The organism is Candidatus Babeliaceae bacterium (genome assembly GCA_041660765.1).
Taxonomy (GTDB): domain Bacteria; phylum Babelota; class Babeliae; order Babelales; family Babelaceae; genus JBAZVR01.
Map to the genome: position 1 here is coordinate 16,111 of JBAZVR010000004.1, position 21,298 is coordinate 37,408.

A 21,298-nucleotide genomic window follows, 5' to 3' on the forward strand; every position below is an offset into this window, starting at 1 on the left:
GATGAAAAAAATATTTTTATGTTTACTTGTTATTGGTCGTGTAATATGTGCCCAGGTTGGTACACCGCAACTGACACTTATTATCGTGATCGATCAGTTTGCGTATCATGAGTTGCAAAAATTGCAGACGCATTTTAAGGGTGGGATAAAATTTTTACATGATAATGGCATTACGTACACGCAGGCGTTTCAACCACATGGTGCACCTGTTACCGGAGTTGGTCATGCTGCTCTGGCGACAGGAACCTTTCCATCAGAACACGGCATAGTTAATAACGCGTGGTTTTCTGGTGAACAGAAGATCAAATGTGACGATGATAATGATCCCGCCGCTGCCGTATTTGCACCGCATGGCCTCTATGCATATGGTAGATCATCGCATCATGTTATGACCGATACGCTTTCTGATCAAATTACGTTATCGTCTTCAGAAAATAACAAAATGACGAGCTTTGCTCTATCGCTTAAAAGCCGAGCCGCTACTATCATGGCCGGCAAATTAGGCAAAGCGGTATGGTTTGATGATGCAAGTGGTTTTTTTACCTCAAGTAAAAGTTATTATGCAGCTCTTCCCGCATGGCTACACGCATTTAATAATAAAAAAAAGATACATACATTATCACAAATAACTTGGCCTGTTTCTAAAAATAAAAAAATGCCCCATTATAATTTTTATAATAATTATGATTTTGCAAAAACAAAAACAAGTCTTATCGGTAAAAAAATACCAAAAAAAGATAAACTGTTTTCTTATTCTCTTTTTCAAAAAACTCCTGCAGCTAATAAATTATTATGTGAGTGCGCTCAGGCGGCTCTGCGTGATTGGATCAAAAATAAAAAAAAAGATGAACATTTGATTTTTTGGTTAAGCTTGAGCAGCCTTGATAAAATTGGTCATTTATATGGTCCCGATGCACAAGAAATAAGCGATATGCTGTATCATATGGACCATGATCTCAAACAATTATTTGCCACTATTTACAAAAATTTTGATAAAAAAGATGTGCTGATCGCCTTAACTGCTGATCACGGGGTGCACCCTATTACGAGTTTGGTTAATAAGCAGGGTTTGGATTTTGCGCACAGAATAAGTAGTCATGATCTTAAGGCAACAATTAATGCGTATATCGAAAAAAAGTATGCATATTCAAATATTGTAGAGCATATCAAGACGCCCTTTATTTATCTTAAGCAAGATATATTTAGTGCTTTGACCAAAGAAAAAAAATCTGAAGTTGCTGAAGCCGTATGTCAATCATTAATGAATTATCCTGGTGTTAAACGGGCATGGACAGAACGTCAATTGATACGCGCCGATTATCAACCACATAGTTTAGAATATAATTTTAAGCAACAACTGTATCCCAATAGAAATGGCGAAATTATTTTTCAACTCGACCCGTATACCGATATTAGTAAACAGACATGGGGAACCAAGCATAATATTCCGTATGATGATGACACGCACGTGCCTCTTATGCTTTATCAGTACGGGCGCTTTATGCATAAAAAAATTGCCACGCCGGTTATTATTCAACAGTTACCCGTAACGCTCGCGCACATTCTTAACGTCCCGCGTCCATCAGCATCTACGGCAGAACTTCTGCCTGTGTGAGAAAAAGCTTTTCAAGTTCGTCAGCGCCGCGGACAATATTCCTAAGCCAATCAAGCTTTATAGCCGCCTTTTCTTGTTCAGTTAATTGCCACACCACGTCAGACTTACGTAAACGAGTAGTAATATCATATAAACACAGAGCCGCGCAGACCGAAATATTAAAACTTTCTGTAAACCCGTACATAGGTACGCGCACATGCATATCGGCATTTTCTAAGGCATATTGCGTTGCGCCGCTTTGTTCGGTGCCAAAGACAAGGGCAATTTTTTTATCGAGAGGCAGGGTGTCAAGCGTGTATCCTTGAGCATGTGGGGATGTTACTACTACGGCATAACCATTATTTTTAAGATATTCAAAGCAGGCCTGTGTATTATTAATAGCTTTATTATCAAAGCGTTGCACAGAAAGCCACTCTGAAGCCCCTTTGTCTATGCCATTTTTGAATGCATATCGGTGACGTTGTTCAATAATGTGCACATCTTGTACCCCAAAGCCTTCGGCTGATCGTACGGCTGCGCTAATATTGTGCCCATGAAAAATATCTTCCAGCGCGATGGTAACATGCCGCGTGCGCTTTTCGAGCACGCTATCAATTAATTCAACCTTATGCGCTGTGGTAAATTGCTCTAAATATGCTATTAATTTTTTTTGAACATCCCCGTGCATCATCTGCCCCCTATAAATTATTTTTTTGAAAAAGTCCCAAATATCCCGTCTCTCGCCCACGCAAGCATTTTGCGCTCAACCGTCGCATTATCTCTCAGCGGTTGAAAAGCGTTATCTACATCTTGTGGGTCTTTCTTATTTTTAGTTTCAATATATTTTTTTCTGATTTGATCTAGGATATCATCAGCATTTTTTTCGGCGGCTTTGTTGTCTCTCCATCCAGTTATTTTTTCGAAAGTAACATGACGTTTTAAATCGCCAATAGAGAGGTACCCATTTGGACTTATAAGCTTTTTTTGGGTAAAATCAACGAGCACTGTGACATCTCGCCCAGCCTGTATATTTTGTTGAGCTCTGAAAAGTATAGTTATACCAGTTATGCAGCCGATGGCGGTGAGATACGGGTGGTCTTGAATTGATATTGCTCTGCTATCAACCGTCCAGGCGGCTGCGATAGTTAGGGCGATAATAAGAAGACGTTGTTTATTGTGTCTAATCATGAGTTGCTCTTTTTTGTGTCAGTGATTGTTAAACTATTTTTTTGAAGAAGGCTTAGCAAAATAATTTCTCGCCCACGCAAGCATTTTGCGCTCGACCGTTGTAGTATCTCTTGCTAGTTGAAAAGGCTCGGCCATGGTTTCAGGTGTTTTTTTTTGCCTCTGCATTTTAGTGTTAATCTGGTCGACGATAGAATTAGGAGCCTGGTTAAGCCCATATTTTTTAACAATTTTATGGCCAGTAAATTTATCCATATCAAACCAATCATTACGGATCTTATGTATTATTTCCGGATCATTTATTAAATCTGTAATATCCCATCCAGCTTGTATATTTTGCATAGCTCTGTAACTAAGTATCGTTAAGCCGGCTACACTGATGGCGGTGAGATACGGGTGGTCTTGAATAACATTCGCTCTGCTATCAACCGTCCAGGCGGTTGCAATAGTTAGGGCGATAATAAGAAGGCGTTGTTTATTGTGTCTAATCATGAGTTGCTCTTTTTTATGTCAGTGATTGTTAAGTTATTTTTTTGAAGAAAACTTAGTAAAATAATTTCTCGTCCATGCAAGCATTTTGCGCTCAACTGTCGACTTGTCTCTCAGCGGTTGAAAAGCATTACGGAGGTTTTCAGGCGTTCTCGTTTCACTAGTCATGTTACTATTATAGTTCTTACATATATTGGATGCGATCGTACTAATCGATTCGCTAGGCACATATTTTTTGACAATGGTATGATCAATCAACTTACTGATATTAAGCGAAGCCGCCAGTGTTTCAGTCTCGTCGGTACAGTATATTTCCGGATCCTTTATTAAATCTGTAATATCCGATCCAGCTTGTGCATTTTTTTTAGCTCTGTAACAACCAAGTATCGTTAAGCCAGTTATGCAGCCGATGGCGGTGAGATACGGGTGGTCTTGAATAACATTCGCTCTGCTATCAAACGTCCAGGCGGTTGCGATAGTTAAAGCGATAATAAGAATGCGTTTTTTATTATGTCTAATCATGAGATTCTCTTTTGTGGGTATATATTATTAATTTTGTGGTTGCGTATGTTTCTCTTTGCGTGATGCAATGTATGGTTTTATCAAAAACCAATAACCAGCCGTACCGATAATGGCAACCCCTAATGGATTATTATACACCGTCTGTGCCCATGAAGGTATATAGCTTCCAAGTTGGTTACTCCAGGAATCACATTTGCCAGAATATGCAAGCACGCCGCCAGTAATCATAAGCAGGCTCGAGGCGCCTATTTTATTTACACTAGCTAGTTGATCATTATTCCCTTTGTACCATTTGTAGCCTTCTCGTGCGACGACTGCTCCGCCAAACAAAAAACATGTTGCAGGAAGTGTATTAAAATTGTCGTATGGCGTGCTTATAAGATTATTTTTTGCCGTTTGACCGTGCTTCGCCCAGTTAATGTTTTTAACAAAATCCGCATTTATTGCATATGCTGCGCTCGTTGTTAAGAAGCTTAATAAAAAAGAACATTTTTTAATCACGCGATAACCTTTCTTTGCAATACTTTAAAAATTGACAAGAGTAAGCGGGAATTTGTTGTGGTAATCCAGTTTTCCAGAAAGCAAATCCGCCCAATGCAGCAGCTGAAGTTAATACAGGGCGCTCTGTGATAATCGGCAGGGTATAAGTTATTGTGTTAAGGGTATAATCTAGAACACCACTTTTTGCCGCTGCTACCGTCAGCAATGCAGCGCCCCCTCCAATATGGGTTGCTGATAGTGTAATTGATCTTTTAAGGGTATCTGGGAAAATAGATCTGTCGATCTCTGGGCGGCAATTTGTGCAGGTTTTTACGCCGCTAATTGTCTTGTAAAAGGTTATTCCTTCATGCAAAAGATATGAACCCATGATAAACGTGGTAGCAACAAACGCCTGATTGGGAGTTATATTTATATCTACGGCGTGCATGCTTGATGCGCCGAGCATAAAAAACGTCAAAGCTGCTGTTATATTTTTATTCACAAGAATAACTTTCATTTTTTTGCTGATACTATGTGCTTTGGCATTACTACTCTCAAATTTTTATGTTTTTTATGAACACATATTGCGTATTTTTTTCCAGCACCAAGATTCGACAGGGCGGCTTGGTTTTTCAGCTATTTTGGTTGTCTTCTCATCGTTTGGGAGATTGTTCCAAGTATTGCTTTTTTGTCTGTAATCAGAGTTTGCTTTTATTCTCCCAGTTATTACTACCAAGGCGGTAAGTCCAATAACTGTTGCATATGGATGATTCTGTACCAACGTAGATGTTGTATTGTGTATTTTATTAAGAGGACACTCTAATACGCCGCTTCTTGCCGTTGCTAGAGCTAGTAATCCAATGCCGGCATTCGTTGCATCAGAGCGTCTGTAATGTTTAGGGGTGGTAGTTGCGGGCGGCGTATTCGATTTGTAATCGTATACTGCTTTACCCGCAAAACCAATACCTATAATTCCCGCAGTTGCAACAAACGCCTGATTTGGAGTGCATTGTTGCATTTGTCTAATAAATGCACTTTCCATAGCGTGTACGCGCGGCACACAAAACATGAAAGCTATTAAAGCTGCAGTTGTATTGTTATTCATTTTCATCATGAGATGATCCTTTATGTGTAAAAAATAATACGATTTTTTTAAAAATTATTGTGCTGTGAAGGCGCCCTCAAAAATTATCTCGCTCAGTGATTTGCGTGGGGAGCGAACTTCTTTTTCTTGCAATTCTTGCGTCAAAACTTCCACTTTTCCCGGTTTACCAACAACAAACATTGCCTCGACGGTATAATCCTCAGGAATGTTAAATTCTACGCGGGCGCGGTCGTAATCAAAGCCGGCCATCCCATGTATAACTAATCCCATAAGAGAGCCCTGTAACGCCAAATTTTCCATAGCAGCGCCGGTATCAAATGAGTGCGTACGTGAAAATTGTCCGTTATGTTCAAAGTTATTATGAGAAACGATAAGAATAAGTACGTCACCCGTGCCAACCCATGCTTGATTGAAGGGTACCAATAGATCAAACATTTTTTGCCAAGCCGGTGTTCCCTTGCGTGCGTAAATGAATCTCCATGGCTGATCATTGAATGAAGAAGGGGCAAGGCGAGCTGCGCCAAATAGGGTCATTAACTCATCGTGCGGGACGGGAGCTCCAGACATTGCCCGTGATGAGTGGCGGTTGATAAAAATTTTGTCGACCGAGCATGAAGTCAGGCTTGCATAGTAAAAGTATGCAGACATCGTTATTAAAATTGCGATGCCGTATACAACAGATTTCATAATATTTTCCCTATACATAAGTTTAGTTTATTTATTAAATATACCTTCGAAAATAAATTCTTCAATTTTTTTTCTATCCGATAATTCTTCTCGAGTTTGTAGATCTATCGGTAGGTTTGTGATATTGCCAGGTCTGCCAACAACAAACATTGCTTCAACGGTATAGTCATCCGGAAGATGTGCAACCTGGCGCGCCTTGTCATAATCAAAGCCTTCCATGCCATGAACAACCAGTCCCATGAGAGACCCCTGTAGTGCCAAATTTTCCATAGCGGCGCCTGTATCGAATGAATGGGTACGAGAAGGCTTGTTGTTGAATTCAAAATTATTGCGCGATGCCACCATAATTAATACGGCACCGTTCACTGCCCAGCTTTGATTAGCGGGGACCAATACATTAAAAAAATTATCCCATGCCGGTGTCTCGCGTACAGCATAGACTAATTGCCATGGTTGATTATTGTATGACGATGGTGCCCATCGTGCTGCTTCAAAAAGTGACATTAATTCATCGTGTGTGATTTTCTCACCGGACATTGCTCGCGCTGAATGCCTTTTTATGAAAATTGTATCAATAGAATGCTCTGCTACTCTATCTTTCATGTTCATCTCCCTTATTTTTGACATCATAACTATTTGTTATACAGTATATTGCGATTACATTTTTTTAAAACAAGCGAGGATGCTATGTATAACGTAAATAAAAGAGCTTTTTTTTTCACATGTATGGCATTGTGTGCAGCTATTCAGGCAGAAGATCTGTATGAACGTGAGGCAAAAACAGTTGTTAATCATATTGTAGCTATTTTTTTTGGTAGAAAAAATTATTCAGGCAAGCAGCTGTGTATAAAAAATGCAGAAAATAATATACAAAAGTGTGTTATGGGCTACAAAGATGGTAAACCGCTTTTTAATAGAGAATGCATTAAGCGAGAAACCTTTAATAAAATTGCGGGTAATATGCAAGAAAGCGGGGCGGAATTAGCACGCAAGTATGTTAAAAAATATCGTCTGCCGAGCACTATTGAAGATCAAATTGTATTACGGACAAAAGAAAATATTGTACAGGAATTGAACATTATTTTTGAAAATCCCGGTGCAGGTTATGAGAAATTTTTAGGCAATGCCCAGAATTTTGATCAAAAAATAGAAGGGTTGGTAAGGTTGCTTGCTCAGGGAATAAGTGTTGTCAGTCAGCCGGTTGTTCAGCAAGCTACATATAGCAAACAATGTTGTTTAGCTGATAATCATGGCGTTGATCTCTTACAACTTTCTTGCGGGCATTTTTTGTGCAGATCATGCGCACAAGAACAAGCACAGCATTGTAAAACATGTCATCAGCCATTTACGTGTCCTGCGCCTGGATGCGGTGCTCATGTTGACACTCCGCAATTGCATGGCGCGTTGTATGGTTTTTTAAATTGGGTCGGTGCGTTTTAGTACTTGTGAGATACATAAGTTTATAGCTATCATTATGGTAGGTGGGTATTAAAAAAAAGGGGAGTATTATGAATAAATTGAGCGTACTATTTTTTGCATGCATTATCTTTTGTCTTATGGCGGAGCCGCCACAAATAAATTATAACAATATCAATATCTATAATCAGACTATTTCCAAAGAGCTTTTTCAATATTTGAGAAACAAGTTTGATGGCAAGTATGCACTGCTGCAAGAAAAACAAAGCACGCTGTGTGTCCAAAGTAAGACGTGGCTGCTCGCGAATAAGCTAAAAATTGGGATCAACTCATGCATTATAGGTTACGTAGCATTGCAGGTGTACGGCACGTACCTGCGCTATCAGCTTTCGCGACCAAACTGCTGGTCGCTGTGGAAGCAATATAATGATCATCTTATAACTGAACAATTACTGGCGGCGATACAGCAAAGGTATACAACGCCTGCAACGGTTGCCGATGCAATAAGACCACTTATTTGCTTTATGAAAGATATTGAAACTGAAGAAAAGCAGTTGCGAGCATTTATTGTGATTGGTGGCATGTTGGAGAAAATATATCTCGCGCCGTTTTCTTGTTATAACCCAGAATTAAAGAAACTCTTTGAGCAGCGGCTTGAGCATCTAGCAGTTATCAAAACTACTTTTTTAACTTGGATGAGTGACTATAAACTCAAAACTGGCCTGTCAACCAATCCCGCTCATCCCGAGTGAATTTCGAAGAAATTTGTATCGAGGGAGCTCATCCCAGCCTGCTCGCCGGGCGTAGCTACGAAGTAGCGAAGACTGGTGCGCCATAGCCCATAGGGCGACAGCGTGCTTAATCAAGGTCGCGTTGAAGCCGGCACAGCCGGTGTTTTTTGAGCTTTTGACCAGCCAATCCATCTGGCAAAAGATCTTTTTGTTTTTTTAAGCCATTCAGACCACGTGTAATTATGTTTCATTTTTTCTCGCGGCGACTGATCTTTTGCAACAGGAGCTTTGACGTTAGGTTCAGGGCTTTTTTGAGGTGATGGCTTATTTTGCGCAACCAGATTTTTGCTTTCAGGTTTAGTATTTTTTTGATTATTTAAATAGGTATAGACTGACTGATTGTCGTTGTTTTTTACATTGACGTCGGCGCCGGATGCGAGTAATAGTTTAACAATTTCTGGATACGGTCCAGCATAAAAAAGTGGCGTCAGTCCTTTGTCATCACGCACATTAGCACGAGCGCCGTGCTCGAGTAAAAATTCGGTGGATTTTACCAAGCCTTGATTGACGGTAGCAAATAAAAGTGTTTGATTATCGTATTTTGATATGCGCCATTCTATAAAATGAACAAAAGTTTTGTCAGCTTGCGTAAAAAATTGTTGTAATTGCTCAAGTGTTTTTTCATCTGATCTAGGATAAAAAATATTCTTTAAAGAGCGTTTCAGCCGCTCAAGCCTTGTTGCGTCTGGTCTAGGATTAAAAATACTAATAAGTAGTACAAATTTCTTGAGCACATCTGATTCTGCTGTCACGATATTAATAAAAGGGCGATCGCCATGTCGTTTATAATTGTTCAACGATTGAAGAGGTGTTTCGAGTAAATAATCCCAGGCTCTATGAGAAATTGTTACACCGTAAATGTCCGGTATATTGAAACCAAGGTCTATAACAAGATTCCATCCATAAGGACCTTTGAGCCCCTGAGAAATAGTGTCACAATGGTCGCCTCCAGCATATGCGATGACATGTTCTTTAGAAGTGCTTAATATATTAATAAGAAATTCAAAATTTGTCATAAAGGTATACATAGTAGTAATTGTTTCTGATTGAGTTAAATTCTTTTCTTGAAGCAATTGTTGTCTTAGATCTTCTGCGGTAGCATTAACCTTGCATTGTAAGATATTGCTAAAAATGGGCCTCGCTTCTTTTTGATAAAGATTTTTAAAAAAAAGCCAATCTGCTTGTGTGATCTTATGGCTCTCGGCATCTGTAATTTTAGATAAATCACAAAATTGTCGATTAGTATTTGTGTCGCAAGGCGTATCATCAAAGAATGCATCTAAAGAGTCTAGGAGCTTTTTAATTGTAATGGACTTAAGCTCTTCAGATGAAAGACCTCGATCAGCATGTATGAATGCAAGATTGAAAAGAGCATCGAAGATTACTTTCCCGCGTCTATGTGTATCAGAATTAATAAACGTAATATTATTTGCATCTTGGAATTCTTGTAATAGAATGTTACCCCCGTAGGCTATAAAATCTACTTCTGCTATGGAATAATATTCAGAATTAGGTACAAATTCCCATAAAAGGTCGATCTCTTTGCGCCCTGGTTTATTCAAAGTTCTTAATGCTGCAAGTAACGTTCGTTCTGGAGTTGATAAGGCATGTTGTTCGTCTACTTTTAATAGACCCGCTTTGACCTTTTTCATCGATGGTTTTTTAGCAAAATCAGGTACTTGAATATGAGCGTCGGATATGAAGTCGACGCATTTTTTTATAGTTTTACCGTCTTTTTCAAGCGATATTAAGCGTTGGAATCGATAGGGATAGGAGAGGGTGATAAAAGGGCAACAGAACAAAATAATTGAAAAGAACGTAATTGCTTTTTGCCTTGATAAACTCATACTGTCCTCTGTATTATTATAAGTTTTGGTATTTTTAGTTCGTCCACACATTCCCCTGTTTGCAAAGCTTAATCAAGATCATTGAGCGCCGAGGGCGGTTGGTCTTTTGTAACAGAAACTTTGCTTTTAGGCGCAGTTTTTTTTGGAAGTTGTGGTTTATTATTTATAACTAAATCTTTGCTTTCAGGGGCAGTGTTTTTTTGCATATTTAAATAATCAACAATGAGCTGATTGTTGTTGTTTTTTACAGAGACATCAGCGCCAAAGGCGAGTAATAGTTTAACAATTTCTGGATACGGTCCGGCATAAAAAAGGGGCGTTTGTCCTTTGTTGTCCCGTACATTAGCACGTGCACCATGTTTGAGTAAAAATTCGGTTGATTTAACCCATCCCAGGATGACGGTAGCAAATAACAGGGTTTGATTATCATATTCTGGTATACGCCATTCTATAAAATTAACAAATGTTTTGTCCGCTTTTTTAAAAAATTGTTGTAACTGTTCAAGCATTTTTGTATCTGGTTTAGGATTAACAATATTTTTAGCAGCGCTTTGTAATTGTTCAATCATTCTTCTGTTTGATGTCTGGACAAGAAGTTCACGGACTTTTGAAAAATCCTGAAACACATCTGATTGCGGTGTCACGATATTAATAAAAGGGCGATTGCCATGTCGTTTATAATTATTAAATGATTGAAGAGGCGTTTCGAGCAAATAATCCCATGCTCTATAAGAAATTACAGGACTAATAAAACTAATTTTATTAGAGCCAAGGTCAATAATAAGATTGTATCCATATGCATTTTTATTTTGGAGTCCCCGAGAAATAGCCTCGCAATGCAAACCACCAGCATATACTATGACATGTTTTTTAGAAGTGCTTAATACATTAATAATAAATTCAAAATTCGCCATAAAGTTATACATAGTAGCTATGTTGCCTGATTCATTTAAATTTTTTTCTTTAAGCAATTGTTGTCTGAGCTCTTCTCCGGTAGCATTGCTATTGCGTTGTAAAATATTGCTAAAAATGGGCCTCGCTTTTGTTTCATAAATCTTTTTAAAATCAAGCCAATTTTTTTTTGCAACTTCATAGATCTCTGTATCTGTAATTTTAGATAAATCACAAAATTGTCGATCGGTATTTGTGTCGCACGGCGTATCATCAAAAAATGCATCTAAAGACTCTAGGAGCTCTTTAATGGTAATAGCATTAAGTGCATCAGATGAAAGACCGTGCTTAGAATCTATGTATGCAAGATTGAAAAGAGCACCGAAGGCTTTCTTCGTTCTATATGTATCGGAATTAATAAATGTAATAGTATTAGCGTCTTTGGATTCTTGTGATAAAATCTTACCGCCGTAAAGTAGAAAGTGTGTTTCTGCTGCAGAAACTTTTTCAGAGCCAGGTACAAATTCCCACAAAAGATCGATCTTTGCGTCCCCTGGTTGATTCAAAGTTCTTAATGCAGCCAGTAACGTTCGTTCTGTTGTTGATAACGCGTGTTGTTCGTCTACTTTCAAGAGACCTTCTTTGACTTTTTTTATCGATGGCCTTTTGGCAAAATCGGGTACCTTAATATGAAAATCGTATATGAAGTCGACACATTTTTTTATAGTTTTACCGTCTTTTTCAAGCGATATTAAGCGTTGGAATCGATAGGGATAGGAGAGGGTTATGAAAGAGTAACAGAGCAACATAATCGAAAAGAACGTAATTACTTTTTGTTTCAATAAACTCATACTGCCTCCCTTGCATTGTTATAAGTTTTGATATTTTTAGTTAGATCTATGTAAGTATATACTTGCACAAGTAAATTCAGCAAGTAATTATATTCGGTATATTTTTTTGTTTTTTGCAAGCTTAATCAAGATCGCGTAGAGTTGTTTGTGTTTTTTTGGTCGTTGATGCTTTTGGTTGGGATTTTGACCAGCCAATCCATCTGGCAAAAGATCTTTTTGTTTTTTCAAGCCATGCATACCAACCAAATGATGGTTTTTTAAATACGGGCTTGATTTTAGGTTTAGTTTCTTTTGGAAGCGGTGGTTTATTTTCAACTAAATCTCTGCTTTCAGCGGTAGTGTTGGCTTGCAAATCTAAATAGTCGATAACTGATTGATGAGCATTATTTTTTACAGAAGTGTCGGCGCCGGATTCGAGTAATAGTTTAACGATTTCTGGATATGGCCCTGCATAAAAAAGTGGCGTTTGCCCTTTGTCATCTCGTACATTAGCGCGTGCACCATGTTTGAGTAAAAAATCGGTAGATTTAATTAACCCCCGATTAACGGTAGCGAATAAAAGGGTTTGGTTATCATATTTTGGTATGCGTGCTTCTATAAAATTAACAAATGTTGTGTCAGCTTTTTTAAAAAATTGTTGTAACTGTTCAAGTATTTTTGTGTCTGATCTAGGATTGAAAATATTCTTAATGAGCTGCAATCGTTCAAGCGTTTTTGTGTTTGGTTTAGGGTCAAGGAGATTACAAAGTTGTACAAACTTCTTAAATACATCCGATTGCTCTGTCACAACATTAATAAAAGGGCGATTTCCATGTCGTTTATAATTATTGAATGATTGAATTGGTTTTTCGAGTAAATAATCCCATGCCCTATGAGAAATTGTTATACCATAAACGTTTGGTACATTGAAACCAAGGTCGGTGATAAGATTATACCCATATCCATCAAGATTTTTGAGCCATTGAGAAACCTTTTCGCAATGAAGGCCACCAGCATATACGATGACATGCTCTTTAGTTGAACGTAATATATTAATGAGAAATTCAAAATCTGCTATAGAATTCCCAAAAGATGTAAGTTGTAATACAAAGTCTTTGTTAACTGGTTTTTTAAATTCTTCAGCTAAATCTTTCACTGTGCGTTATCGTTACTTTGTAAGAGTTTTGTAAAAAAGGGAAGTATTTTTGTTTTATACTCATCTTGTAAAGCAGACCATTTTTTTGCCACCTTCTCGCGGCTCTCCGTGTCTTTAATGTTCATTAAATCGCAATATTGTCGGCTAGTGGTAATGTCGCAGGACGTAGTTTTGAAATATTCGGTTACACCAATCGGAATCCATGATAGTTCGGCTGTACTATGCATTGGCACAAGTTCTTTTCGCATTGCTTCGAATGCAAGAAAAATGAACGAGTTCTGCCTATACGTATCAGAATCTATAAATGTAATATTATTGGCTCCCGTAAATTCTTTTGAAAAAAGCCCTGCAGCATATTTTATGAATTTTTCGGCATTGGGATTAACGGACTGGGGTTCAGTGCTTTCCCACAAAAGATCAATTTTCCCCTCTACTCCACCCTTCTTCTTGGCATTACCACTCTCAAATTTTCGTTTATTCAACGTTCTGAATGCAGCAAGTAATGTTCGATCAGGAGTTGATAAAGCATGCTGCTCATCTAATTGCAATAACCCTTCTTTGACTTTGCTTATCGATGGTTTTTTAGCAAAATCATCGACTGCTATATGATGGTCATATATGATATCGACGCAGTTTTTTATATCTTGAGTATCTTTATCAAGTAATAATAAGCGTTGAAAGCGATAGGGATAGGGGAGGGCGGTAAAAAAACAGAACAACATAATCGAAAAAAACGTAATTACTTTTTGCTGCAATTTCATATGCCCGTTGGTATTGTTATAAGTTTTGATATTTTTAGTTTGCTCTATATAAGTATATACTTTTACAAGTAAATTCAGCAAGTAATTATATCCAATATATTTTTCTTATAGCAAAGCTTTCGTGCTTGTCTTTGTCAGTTACGAGTTCGATAACGGCGTACACTTTTTGCGTGACCGTACCGACTGTAGCGTGGGCGATGACCGAAAACATTTTGAGCTCAAGCTTTTGATCAAAAAGTGCTTTGAGTTCCGGCGTAACTTCGGTATACGGTTTGCCGAGCAACTGAGCCCCTGTCGCTTCCCATTCTTTTGCCCAGTCCATAGTTGGCTTAAGCTTTTTTGCTACGTCTTGAATGCGCTTATTATTTTGCTCGTCAGCAGCCGTTACCATTTTAAAACCAAAGAGCTGTGCCAATGATTGTGATAATGCCAGTGCTTGCAGGGGTGGTGTTTGTATATCGATAGAAAAAATATCGGTGATAGCTGGAATATTATTTTCTGCTTTTTCCGGCTTACTCAAAAATAATGGTAATTTTAAACTCTCTATTGCTAATAATTGGCTCACGTCATCAAGCGGTTTGTCCTCGCGTTGTTGCAGAAAACGCTCAAATGAATCATATACATTGCTACTTTTTGTAAATGGCTGGAGCTTTTCACCTATGAGCGTGAGTATTTTTTTTGCCTCTGCCGCAATAACAAACTTTTTTTCTTTCTGATTATACAAGCCATTAATATTAATTTTGCCAGACTCATTAGTGATATATACCAACAAGGTTCCATCGATGCCGTCGGTAGATTCTTTGAGTGTATAACTTTGCCAATGCGCTGCGTGTTCAAGATAGGCACCATATTTTTTTTGCAGCACTTTGTTTGGATCTGATTTTTCTTTTTCATCTATTTCTGGACTTAATTGACTGATGGCGATCTGGATACCGCTCAGGGCAAGCATGCGCGCTTGTTCCCGTTCTACAAATAATACGGACACTTTGTTTTGGGCAATAATGCCATTTGCAAAACGAGAAATTATTATGATACACACGGACATGATGAGTAATGTCAGTACTAAAATGTATCCCGAACGTGTTGTATGTAGAGCTTTGTTCACGTTTATGACCCTAGTGGTTTTTGTGGTAGTTTTGGCGCCTGCTCAGTAGGTGTTGGTCCAGCGCCCGCTGGCTTTTCTTCTGCAATTCTTTCTTGCGCTATAATAGGCAACTCAATAATAAAATTCCGTTCTTTGCGCAACACAGCATCATGCCATGTAATAGTAAGACTAATATAATCGGGAACGTGTTTTTTTATTTTTTTAAACTGTTCTTCAGATGACCATTCTGATACTGTTTTGTATTCTGTTTTTTCATCTTTTTTTTGCTCAGAAAAAACATATAATGTTAGGGTAATTTTTTTAATCCCCTGGGCAATATCATACGATTTTGTAGGTGTTGCTTTTTCTGGTTTGTACGCAAGCTGTGAGGATTCAGTGCGCGTGAGTGTGTATACGTTATCAGGTTCTTGTTTTAAAGCGTATGTTACACGTACAAGTCGTGGTGCGACTTCATCATAGCCAACTAACGGCGTCGTTGTTATAAACGTTAATTCTTGTAGCCCTGAATCTTTGCTTGTTGTATAAAATATTTTTTCTAATTCTTTTTTTTCTTCTGGTTTTGCAGGCGACGCCTGTACAGGTGCTACCTGTGCTGGCGCTGGTCCTGCTGGGAGTGGCACGGGTACGTAGATAGCAGAAATATCTTTTTCTAATTGGTTATAGAGTGGCATGATCATGGTATCTTTGATGAGTACTGCGTCAAGGCGTAGTGCAGCCTTTTGTATTTGATTAAATGTTTGATATACGGCAAACAGAATGACTGAACCTACGGCCATAGCAATTACCAGTTCTATTAAGCTAAACCCGCGCTTATTCATGCTTTTCTCCTGCATGTTTTATATATACAAGCTGGGATCTGCCCCCTAATGTGCTACGCAGTTCAACTTTATTAATAACAAGATTTTTTAGTTTTTTAAAAGCAGAGTCTTTGCCCAGTGGTTCTTCAGAATAGGTCAATATTCCTGCTTCAGTTTTCTTTTCTTCTGAAGATATTTTTGCATCAGATTCTTTTTTTTTGCGTTCTATTTCATAAAAAAAGTTTTTTACGTGCATGCAAGAACTGATTCTGCGCGACGCTCTTGCCAGCGTTGTTGTCAATGTTCCTTGAAGGGCGAGCAATGATGTCATGATCATTGCAAATACGGTCAGTGCAATAACAACTTCTACGAGTGAAAAGCCGTTAGGCTGAGGGCTTTTGGATTTCATCATATTTTTTAAACTGAAGCGTAAAAGGATTTAATACAAAACTCCACAACCCACTATCATTTCTTGCTGCGATATTAATTACAATTTGTTGGCCAACGCCTTCTGGTACAATATAAAACCATACTTTGTTGGTTTTTCCGCCCTTTAACTCGTCTGCGCCTTTTATATAAAAATTACGCAGATCATAATCGTCTGGCCACGCAATACTATTCTTGAGGTATTCTGATTTTATCGGCTCAAATACAAGATCACCACTGGCAGTTTTTGCGCCGGTCGTTTTTTCAATGATAATGATATCGTGAGCAACATCAAATAGAATGCGATGAACGGCGCCGGTTATCTGCGCATTGGTGTGCGCCATCTTGGTTAATACATTGAGCTGTGAGAAAAATGTATCAATTTTTTCGGTTTTCTTGGCAGAAAAACGCGGGATGGCGACAACACCAATGATCGCTATAATTGCGATAACAATAACAAGTTCTAAAAGACTAAAGCCTCTAGATATCCCAGACATTAATCCATTCTTCTTCTGGACTGCCTTCGCCATTCGGGCCCCATGAGTATAATTCATACGGATGTTTTCCACCTTTTGTCACGCGATAGACGAGATCAGTTTTGTAGCCATCACTGGTTATTTCTTTATCTATATAAGGACCTTCCCAGCGTTTTCCTATTTTTTCATCTGATGGTTTGTGTACCAACTCAGAAATACTATTGGGATAACTTCCCGTATCGCCATGAAAACTTGAAACAGCTGTATCTAATGTTTTTAATATACTTACCGTCGAATCTTTTTTTGCTTTTCTCGTGATCCCTAAATATGAGGGGATAGCTATCCCTGCAAAAATTGCCATGATCGTAATAGCAATTACAAGTTCGATTAAAGAGAAGCCAGACTTACTTTGCATATTCATATAAACCTTTCATAATTATGCACCTATAATGTCATTGAGACCAACCATTGGTGTAACGATTGCCATAACAATAAATCCAACAATAACAGCCATAACCAGCAACATAATCGGGTCAATTTTTGATGCCAAACTATCAGCAAGGTCGGCCAATTCAACTTCATAATATTCAGCGACGGTTAATAACATCGTATCAAGGTGACCACTTTGCTCGCCGGTATTAATCAAATAAATAGCAACGGGTGGGAAAATGCCCGTTTGTTTTAAATATTCAGCAACTTTACCTTGTTTGAGAATATTTTCTCGTGCTTCTTGCAACGCATCAGCCAAAACTCTATTATCAACAATTTTAACGACAATCGATAATGCCTCTGCTAAATTAACGCCCGCTTCAATCAACATTCCCAACGTTCTGCTAAATTGTACGACAGCGCCGGTACGGGTAAAATATTTAATAATAGGGAGCTTGAGTTTGATAATATCAATAGCACGTGCACCTTGCGGTGTCGCTTTCCATAAACGATACATAACAACCAATGTTATAACGATCGGTAACAAAATATAATAGTAGTTGACCAAAATACTCGACATGCCCATCAATATACGGGTTGAAAGCGGCAGCATAGCCCCCTGGCCTTCAAATGTCTGAGCAATTTGTGGAACAACGTACGTTAATAATACAATGACGACCAATCCTACAACGGACAGTTGAAGCATCGGGTAGGTCAGCGCTTTATTTATTTTTTTACGCAGTTCTTGTTGGCGTTCAATATAGCTTGTTAAGCGATCAAGAATGATTTCCAAGCGCCCGCTTGCTTCGCCAGCGCGTACTAATTGGATATAAATATTTTCAAACGTACGGGGGAATTTACTTAAACCATCGGCCAGAGAGCGGCCTTCTTTGATGCCATCTTTCAGTTGAACAACTATCGAGCGCAATCCGCCTTCGGTTTGATCGGTTAAAAGTTCTAGGGCATTTAATAAAGGGACGCCTGATTTGAGCAGCATGGAAAGTTGCTTGGTAAAAAAAATTTTATCTTTAAAAGATACTTTTTTTTGTAACAGCGTTCTCCATGAAAAACCGCTGGTAGTAGATGAGGCGTCAGTTGCAAGTTCAATTTTTGTTGCAAATAAGCCGCGTTGAGTTAACTGCTCGCGTACGGATGTAATCGAAGGTGCGTCGAGAGTACCACTTATCTTTTTTCCGCCGTCGCGCGATAGTGCCTGATACGTGTATAAGGCCATTCTGATGTCCTATAAAGAATCTTGAATCTATTCTTATGCTTATGATACCATGTTTTGGTTAGTCAATATACAAAAATACAATAAACCCCTTTATTAAGTAAACATTTGCTTATACTTTTAAAAAAAATAAACTATAAAACGGGGCAGTGGCCCGTAGAGTGATTGCTCTGTGAACTATGAAAGGTTTTTACATGATCTTCTCTTTGATTATAAAAAAAAGAACAATTCTTATGAGGCTCCTGGGTTGCGCTTGTTTGTATGTGCATGCATCGCATGAAGCATTTACCAATAATGACCTTGTCTCATTTCTTAAGCCAGTAAAATTTACTCAGCCGGGCGTGCGTTGTTTTTTTAAGCATACGTTTAATCAAACAAGCTATTCAGAACATTTTTTACCCGCTTGTTTTTTGCACTGTCTCGACTTTTTAGAATTTGGCGTGCAACTTGATCAGCCCAATGGATTTCTTGAATCATCATTAGACATTTTTCATCAAAAACTTAAAGAGTCTCAATGGGTCAATCCGTTTGCATTGCACATTATGCTTAAAGAATTCCCACGGTTATTTGAGCCAATTACAAAAAATTATAAAGAAGCTCAAAAAGAATTAATCAAAAAAATTATAAAACATGCTTTGCTCACGCGCTTTACAGAACTTAAGCAAGACCCCAGCGGCTTTATCGACAATTTAGCTGATGAAATTATGGTAACCACGCACGGCTCTGATGGCGAGCCTACCGTTCAGCAATTGCAATGGTGCATTGTGAGGTTTATAGAATCAGGGCTTAATAAATTAATATGGGATCCGCGTGATCAGCTAGAAACATGGGAAAATGTAAAAACATTGGGTAGCTGTTTAGATGCGCTGTATGACTCTGCTATTATCCCTGATACAAAAATGCTTAATCAATGTTACTGGTCATTAATTTATCGCTATTGTTATTTTATTGAATCTACGGGACCTGCATTATCATTAGAAACATATTCTGCGATACAGCAAGATTTGACTAATGCTTCTCTTGCTTTTTTATATTTAGAAGAGCAAGAAGATTTTATTACCACAAAAGTTGATAGATTGCACAAGGCATTGGTGGAGGGTGAGCTCAAAGCCCGCGCGCATGCGAGTGGTATTATTACTGATTATGTGATTGTTAAGAAAAAACACGGTGGCGAAATGGCGCTTCCCACAACGGTTAAATCGCTTTCTTGATTAAAAAATGAAGGGGAGCGTAAGCCCCCCTTCATACATTCTAGAATTTATTTTTTTGGTTTAAATTTTTTAGAACCAATCATTGGTTTGATTGTATTTTGAGCTTCTTTTTCAAATTGCTCCATCTTTTTGTTTTGAATTTTTTCTAGTTCATTTTGAAGTGCATCGATAGATCCTTTATACTGCGACACAAACTTGGCCCCCTCTTCATTAAATTGCAATATAATTTTTTTTTCGTCAGCTTGAATTTGTGCCATGCGCTTATTAAGTTCATTCATCTCTTTTGCAAGGTAAAATCCCATTTCAATAGAGTGTTCTTCAATAGCATCAATGTTTTTTTGATGTTCTGGCGACAATACGAGATACGCCTTAATCATCGGATTGCTTTTTGCAAGGCCCTTCAAAAACTTTTTTTTAAATTTAGCGCAGAATTCTTTGTCAGAATCAGCGCAATTTTGAGTGAGCGTTTCAATCTGTTGTTTTATTCTTGCTACTCGGGCGGCGATAATTTCTTCATCAGTAGCTGCAATGCAAAAGTGTGGCAATGCTACAAAGAGTAGTGTAAATATATAATGCTTATTCATAATTATTCCTAAGAAATTGTTTTTAAAAAATACTTCCTATATTTTATCAAATTTTTTAAAAATTTCATCTTGGGCAATGCTATTAGACCTTATGCGTAATAAGCAAAAAGAAAGTTTTATAATTTCGCTCGCCCTGCCTACCCATAGGCCTGTGCGCCGTAGCCTTGGCGTAGGCGTAAGTCCGCAGGACGAAGTCGGGAGCGATCTTGCGCACATTTTTTCCAGAGGTTATTTCAAGTAAATACAAAAGAGAAGGATCTCATGATAATTATTGACAAATGGTTATAAAATATAGTATAGTATCTGTTATTTCTATATTACAATTTGTTAATTATTGACAAATGGCAAGTAAATTGCGTATGCTGAGAGTATAATATTATAAAAATAAAATTTTTATACATAGATAGGAAAAAACCATGAAAAACAGAGGGAAAACCATGAAAAACAGATTATTAATACTCGCAAGCATTGCAGCATTCTACAGCGGCACTACCGATGCGAGTTGGTGGCAGCGAGCCAAAGATTATGCGGGATGGCGAACACAACCTTCGCGTAGAACCGAGGAACAATGGAAGCAAGAAGCAATATGGGCCCGTAAAGATCTTGAAGACCAAAAAAGACTAGAGGATCCAAGGCAACAAGCGCTTAACGTTGAACCTGGTTTTGAAGATCCAACATTGTATCCTAGAAGCATATATCAGAAGGCAATCAGTGATCCTCGATATCAAGAACGTCACCACGGTTTTAATTTTTATACTGCCGGCTATCTCCCTTCTGATTACTTAGGAACAATGGCCTTACACCCAGAAATTTGGAATGAACGACTCCAAGAAATTCCTTCTCACATTCAACGCCAAGTGCAATCGTACATTGCACCAAAGACAAAAGCCCTTATAAATGCTGTAGAATCAGGAGACCTTGATTCCGTAAAAACATTAATTGCGCGTGGAGCACATCCAAACATAAAACTAGGCTTTATCGATCCTTCTTATAAAAAGTCGGCATTGGAGATAGCGCAAAAAGAACTCGAAAACGCAGAAGACCAACAAAAAATACTTCAGTATGAAAGATTACGTGCGAATAGAGAAACACTTCCAACGCAATCTTCGTGGTTGGCGCGTCATATGCATAGAAGACAGATTGAAAATGCGGAAGAAAACCTCGAAAATGTAAACGCCCGAGTAAAAACATTTCAAAATATTGTCGATACTCTTAATGAAGGCTGAATGAGATAATAAAATAATGGCGCCCGTCATATGGCGGGCGCCATTATTAGAAATCAACT

25 protein-coding genes are annotated in these 21,298 nt (G+C 38.2%); 5 read left to right on the plus strand and 20 right to left on the minus strand.

Annotation, left to right across the window (positions count from 1 at the left end; all coding sequences use genetic code 11):
* The first annotated feature begins 1 nt into the window (after position 1).
* Positions 2–1,615, plus strand: a complete 1,614-nt coding sequence (locus WC707_06370; protein MFA6066777.1) for an alkaline phosphatase family protein — start codon at positions 2–4, stop codon at positions 1,613–1,615.
* Here the strand turns inward: WC707_06370 and WC707_06375 are convergent.
* The 9 genes from WC707_06375 to WC707_06415 all read right to left on the minus strand — a co-directional run bounded on the left by WC707_06375 (position 1,590) and on the right by WC707_06415 (position 6,665).
* Positions 1,590–2,285 (minus strand): RNA methyltransferase, encoded by a 696-nt coding sequence (locus tag WC707_06375; GenBank protein MFA6066778.1) that lies wholly within the window; start codon positions 2,283–2,285, stop codon positions 1,590–1,592. The two genes, WC707_06370 and WC707_06375, sit on opposite strands and share 26 nt — an antisense overlap.
* A 14-nt stretch (positions 2,286–2,299) precedes the next feature.
* Complete coding sequence (locus WC707_06380) at positions 2,300–2,782, minus strand: hypothetical protein (GenBank protein MFA6066779.1); 483 nt, start codon at positions 2,780–2,782, stop codon at positions 2,300–2,302.
* A gap of 33 nt (positions 2,783–2,815) precedes the next feature.
* Positions 2,816–3,271, minus strand: coding sequence for a hypothetical protein (locus tag WC707_06385; GenBank protein ID MFA6066780.1), 456 nt, complete (start codon positions 3,269–3,271; stop codon positions 2,816–2,818).
* Positions 3,272–3,304: 33 nt separating this feature from the next.
* Complete coding sequence (locus tag WC707_06390) at positions 3,305–3,790, minus strand: hypothetical protein (protein ID MFA6066781.1); 486 nt, start codon at positions 3,788–3,790, stop codon at positions 3,305–3,307.
* A 27-nt stretch (positions 3,791–3,817) separates the two neighbouring features.
* Positions 3,818–4,291, minus strand: coding sequence for a hypothetical protein (locus WC707_06395; protein MFA6066782.1), 474 nt, complete (start codon positions 4,289–4,291; stop codon positions 3,818–3,820).
* Positions 4,284–4,772, minus strand: coding sequence for a hypothetical protein (locus WC707_06400; GenBank protein MFA6066783.1), 489 nt, complete (start codon positions 4,770–4,772; stop codon positions 4,284–4,286). The genes WC707_06395 and WC707_06400 overlap by 8 nt, the downstream gene beginning before the upstream one ends.
* A gap of 69 nt (positions 4,773–4,841) precedes the next feature.
* Positions 4,842–5,384 (minus strand): hypothetical protein, encoded by a 543-nt coding sequence (locus WC707_06405; protein ID MFA6066784.1) that lies wholly within the window; start codon positions 5,382–5,384, stop codon positions 4,842–4,844.
* A 45-nt stretch (positions 5,385–5,429) separates the two neighbouring features.
* Entirely contained in the window at positions 5,430–6,062 is a 633-nt protein-coding gene (locus WC707_06410; protein ID MFA6066785.1) for a nitroreductase family protein, read from the minus strand.
* A 27-nt stretch (positions 6,063–6,089) separates the two neighbouring features.
* Complete coding sequence (locus tag WC707_06415) at positions 6,090–6,665, minus strand: nitroreductase family protein (GenBank protein ID MFA6066786.1); 576 nt, start codon at positions 6,663–6,665, stop codon at positions 6,090–6,092.
* Positions 6,666–6,749: 84 nt separating this feature from the next.
* On the opposite strand from WC707_06415, the gene WC707_06420 reads away from it, so the two are divergent.
* Both WC707_06420 and WC707_06425 read left to right on the plus strand, forming a co-directional pair.
* Positions 6,750–7,502, plus strand: a complete 753-nt coding sequence (locus WC707_06420; protein MFA6066787.1) for a hypothetical protein — start codon at positions 6,750–6,752, stop codon at positions 7,500–7,502.
* 68 nt (positions 7,503–7,570) lie between these two features.
* A complete protein-coding gene (locus tag WC707_06425) occupies positions 7,571–8,230 on the plus strand; it encodes a hypothetical protein (protein ID MFA6066788.1) in 660 nt (219 codons plus the stop codon).
* 110 nt (positions 8,231–8,340) lie between these two features.
* On the opposite strand, the gene WC707_06430 is transcribed toward WC707_06425, so the two are convergent.
* The 10 genes from WC707_06430 to WC707_06475 form a co-directional block, all read right to left on the minus strand.
* A complete protein-coding gene (locus WC707_06430; protein ID MFA6066789.1) occupies positions 8,341–10,116 on the minus strand; it encodes an ankyrin repeat domain-containing protein in 1,776 nt (591 codons plus the stop codon).
* 68 nt (positions 10,117–10,184) lie between these two features.
* Positions 10,185–11,858 carry an ankyrin repeat domain-containing protein gene (locus WC707_06435; GenBank protein MFA6066790.1) on the minus strand — a complete coding sequence of 558 codons (1,674 nt, stop codon included), beginning with the start codon at positions 11,856–11,858 and terminating at the stop codon, positions 10,185–10,187.
* A gap of 121 nt (positions 11,859–11,979) precedes the next feature.
* Complete coding sequence (locus WC707_06440) at positions 11,980–12,993, minus strand: ankyrin repeat domain-containing protein (GenBank protein MFA6066791.1); 1,014 nt, start codon at positions 12,991–12,993, stop codon at positions 11,980–11,982.
* Positions 12,990–13,754 carry a hypothetical protein gene (locus WC707_06445; protein MFA6066792.1) on the minus strand — a complete coding sequence of 255 codons (765 nt, stop codon included), beginning with the start codon at positions 13,752–13,754 and terminating at the stop codon, positions 12,990–12,992. The genes WC707_06440 and WC707_06445 overlap by 4 nt, the downstream gene beginning before the upstream one ends.
* An 85-nt stretch (positions 13,755–13,839) precedes the next feature.
* Entirely contained in the window at positions 13,840–14,859 is a 1,020-nt protein-coding gene (locus WC707_06450; GenBank protein MFA6066793.1) for a hypothetical protein, read from the minus strand.
* 2 nt (positions 14,860–14,861) lie between these two features.
* Positions 14,862–15,677, minus strand: a complete 816-nt coding sequence (locus WC707_06455) for a prepilin-type N-terminal cleavage/methylation domain-containing protein (protein MFA6066794.1) — start codon at positions 15,675–15,677, stop codon at positions 14,862–14,864.
* On the minus strand, positions 15,670–16,065 hold the full coding sequence (locus tag WC707_06460; GenBank protein ID MFA6066795.1) for a prepilin-type N-terminal cleavage/methylation domain-containing protein: 396 nt from the start codon (positions 16,063–16,065) through the stop codon (positions 15,670–15,672). The genes WC707_06455 and WC707_06460 overlap by 8 nt, the downstream gene beginning before the upstream one ends.
* The gene (locus tag WC707_06465; protein ID MFA6066796.1) at positions 16,040–16,612 is read right to left on the minus strand and encodes a prepilin-type N-terminal cleavage/methylation domain-containing protein; all 573 of its coding nucleotides are present in this window, start codon (positions 16,610–16,612) and stop codon (positions 16,040–16,042) included. Before WC707_06465 ends, WC707_06460 begins: the two co-directional genes overlap by 26 nt.
* On the minus strand, positions 16,563–16,979 hold the full coding sequence (locus WC707_06470) for a type II secretion system protein GspG (protein ID MFA6066797.1): 417 nt from the start codon (positions 16,977–16,979) through the stop codon (positions 16,563–16,565). The genes WC707_06465 and WC707_06470 overlap by 50 nt, the downstream gene beginning before the upstream one ends.
* A gap of 15 nt (positions 16,980–16,994) precedes the next feature.
* Positions 16,995–18,221 (minus strand): type II secretion system F family protein, encoded by a 1,227-nt coding sequence (locus WC707_06475; GenBank protein MFA6066798.1) that lies wholly within the window; start codon positions 18,219–18,221, stop codon positions 16,995–16,997.
* Positions 18,222–18,412: 191 nt separating this feature from the next.
* On the opposite strand from WC707_06475, the gene WC707_06480 reads away from it, so the two are divergent.
* A complete protein-coding gene (locus WC707_06480; GenBank protein ID MFA6066799.1) occupies positions 18,413–19,429 on the plus strand; it encodes a hypothetical protein in 1,017 nt (338 codons plus the stop codon).
* 47 nt (positions 19,430–19,476) lie between these two features.
* Here the strand turns inward: WC707_06480 and WC707_06485 are convergent, their stop codons facing one another.
* Positions 19,477–20,013, minus strand: coding sequence for a hypothetical protein (locus WC707_06485; protein MFA6066800.1), 537 nt, complete (start codon positions 20,011–20,013; stop codon positions 19,477–19,479).
* A gap of 437 nt (positions 20,014–20,450) precedes the next feature.
* On the opposite strand from WC707_06485, the gene WC707_06490 reads away from it, so the two are divergent.
* Entirely contained in the window at positions 20,451–21,239 is a 789-nt protein-coding gene (locus WC707_06490) for a hypothetical protein (protein ID MFA6066801.1), read from the plus strand.
* Positions 21,240–21,298: the final 59 nt, after the last annotated feature.

What these genes read in the sequence shown, in the direction of transcription:
- WC707_06465 (MFA6066796.1), bottom strand. Translation starts at nt 16,612, where the DNA reads ATGGCGAAGGCAGTCCAGAAGAAGAATGGATTAATGTCTGGGATATCT.
- WC707_06375 (MFA6066778.1), bottom strand. Translation starts at nt 2,285, where the DNA reads ATGATGCACGGGGATGTTCAAAAAAAATTAATAGCATATTTAGAGCAA.
- WC707_06445 (MFA6066792.1), bottom strand. Translation starts at nt 13,754, where the DNA reads ATGAAATTGCAGCAAAAAGTAATTACGTTTTTTTCGATTATGTTGTTC.
- WC707_06430 (MFA6066789.1), bottom strand. Translation starts at nt 10,116, where the DNA reads ATGAGTTTATCAAGGCAAAAAGCAATTACGTTCTTTTCAATTATTTTG.
- WC707_06480 (MFA6066799.1), top strand. Translation starts at nt 18,413, where the DNA reads ATGATCTTCTCTTTGATTATAAAAAAAAGAACAATTCTTATGAGGCTC.
- WC707_06380 (MFA6066779.1), bottom strand. Translation starts at nt 2,782, where the DNA reads ATGATTAGACACAATAAACAACGTCTTCTTATTATCGCCCTAACTATC.
- WC707_06475 (MFA6066798.1), bottom strand. Translation starts at nt 18,221, where the DNA reads ATGGCCTTATACACGTATCAGGCACTATCGCGCGACGGCGGAAAAAAG.
- WC707_06405 (MFA6066784.1), bottom strand. Translation starts at nt 5,384, where the DNA reads ATGATGAAAATGAATAACAATACAACTGCAGCTTTAATAGCTTTCATG.
- WC707_06410 (MFA6066785.1), bottom strand. Translation starts at nt 6,062, where the DNA reads ATGAAATCTGTTGTATACGGCATCGCAATTTTAATAACGATGTCTGCA.
- WC707_06460 (MFA6066795.1), bottom strand. Translation starts at nt 16,065, where the DNA reads ATGAAATCCAAAAGCCCTCAGCCTAACGGCTTTTCACTCGTAGAAGTT.
- WC707_06390 (MFA6066781.1), bottom strand. Translation starts at nt 3,790, where the DNA reads ATGATTAGACATAATAAAAAACGCATTCTTATTATCGCTTTAACTATC.
- WC707_06485 (MFA6066800.1), bottom strand. Translation starts at nt 20,013, where the DNA reads ATGAATAAGCATTATATATTTACACTACTCTTTGTAGCATTGCCACAC.
- WC707_06425 (MFA6066788.1), top strand. Translation starts at nt 7,571, where the DNA reads ATGAATAAATTGAGCGTACTATTTTTTGCATGCATTATCTTTTGTCTT.
- WC707_06385 (MFA6066780.1), bottom strand. Translation starts at nt 3,271, where the DNA reads ATGATTAGACACAATAAACAACGCCTTCTTATTATCGCCCTAACTATT.
- WC707_06490 (MFA6066801.1), top strand. Translation starts at nt 20,451, where the DNA reads ATGAAAAACAGATTATTAATACTCGCAAGCATTGCAGCATTCTACAGC.
- WC707_06370 (MFA6066777.1), top strand. Translation starts at nt 2, where the DNA reads ATGAAAAAAATATTTTTATGTTTACTTGTTATTGGTCGTGTAATATGT.
- WC707_06455 (MFA6066794.1), bottom strand. Translation starts at nt 15,677, where the DNA reads ATGAATAAGCGCGGGTTTAGCTTAATAGAACTGGTAATTGCTATGGCC.
- WC707_06435 (MFA6066790.1), bottom strand. Translation starts at nt 11,858, where the DNA reads ATGAGTTTATTGAAACAAAAAGTAATTACGTTCTTTTCGATTATGTTG.
- WC707_06415 (MFA6066786.1), bottom strand. Translation starts at nt 6,665, where the DNA reads ATGAAAGATAGAGTAGCAGAGCATTCTATTGATACAATTTTCATAAAA.
- WC707_06470 (MFA6066797.1), bottom strand. Translation starts at nt 16,979, where the DNA reads ATGAATATGCAAAGTAAGTCTGGCTTCTCTTTAATCGAACTTGTAATT.
- WC707_06420 (MFA6066787.1), top strand. Translation starts at nt 6,750, where the DNA reads ATGTATAACGTAAATAAAAGAGCTTTTTTTTTCACATGTATGGCATTG.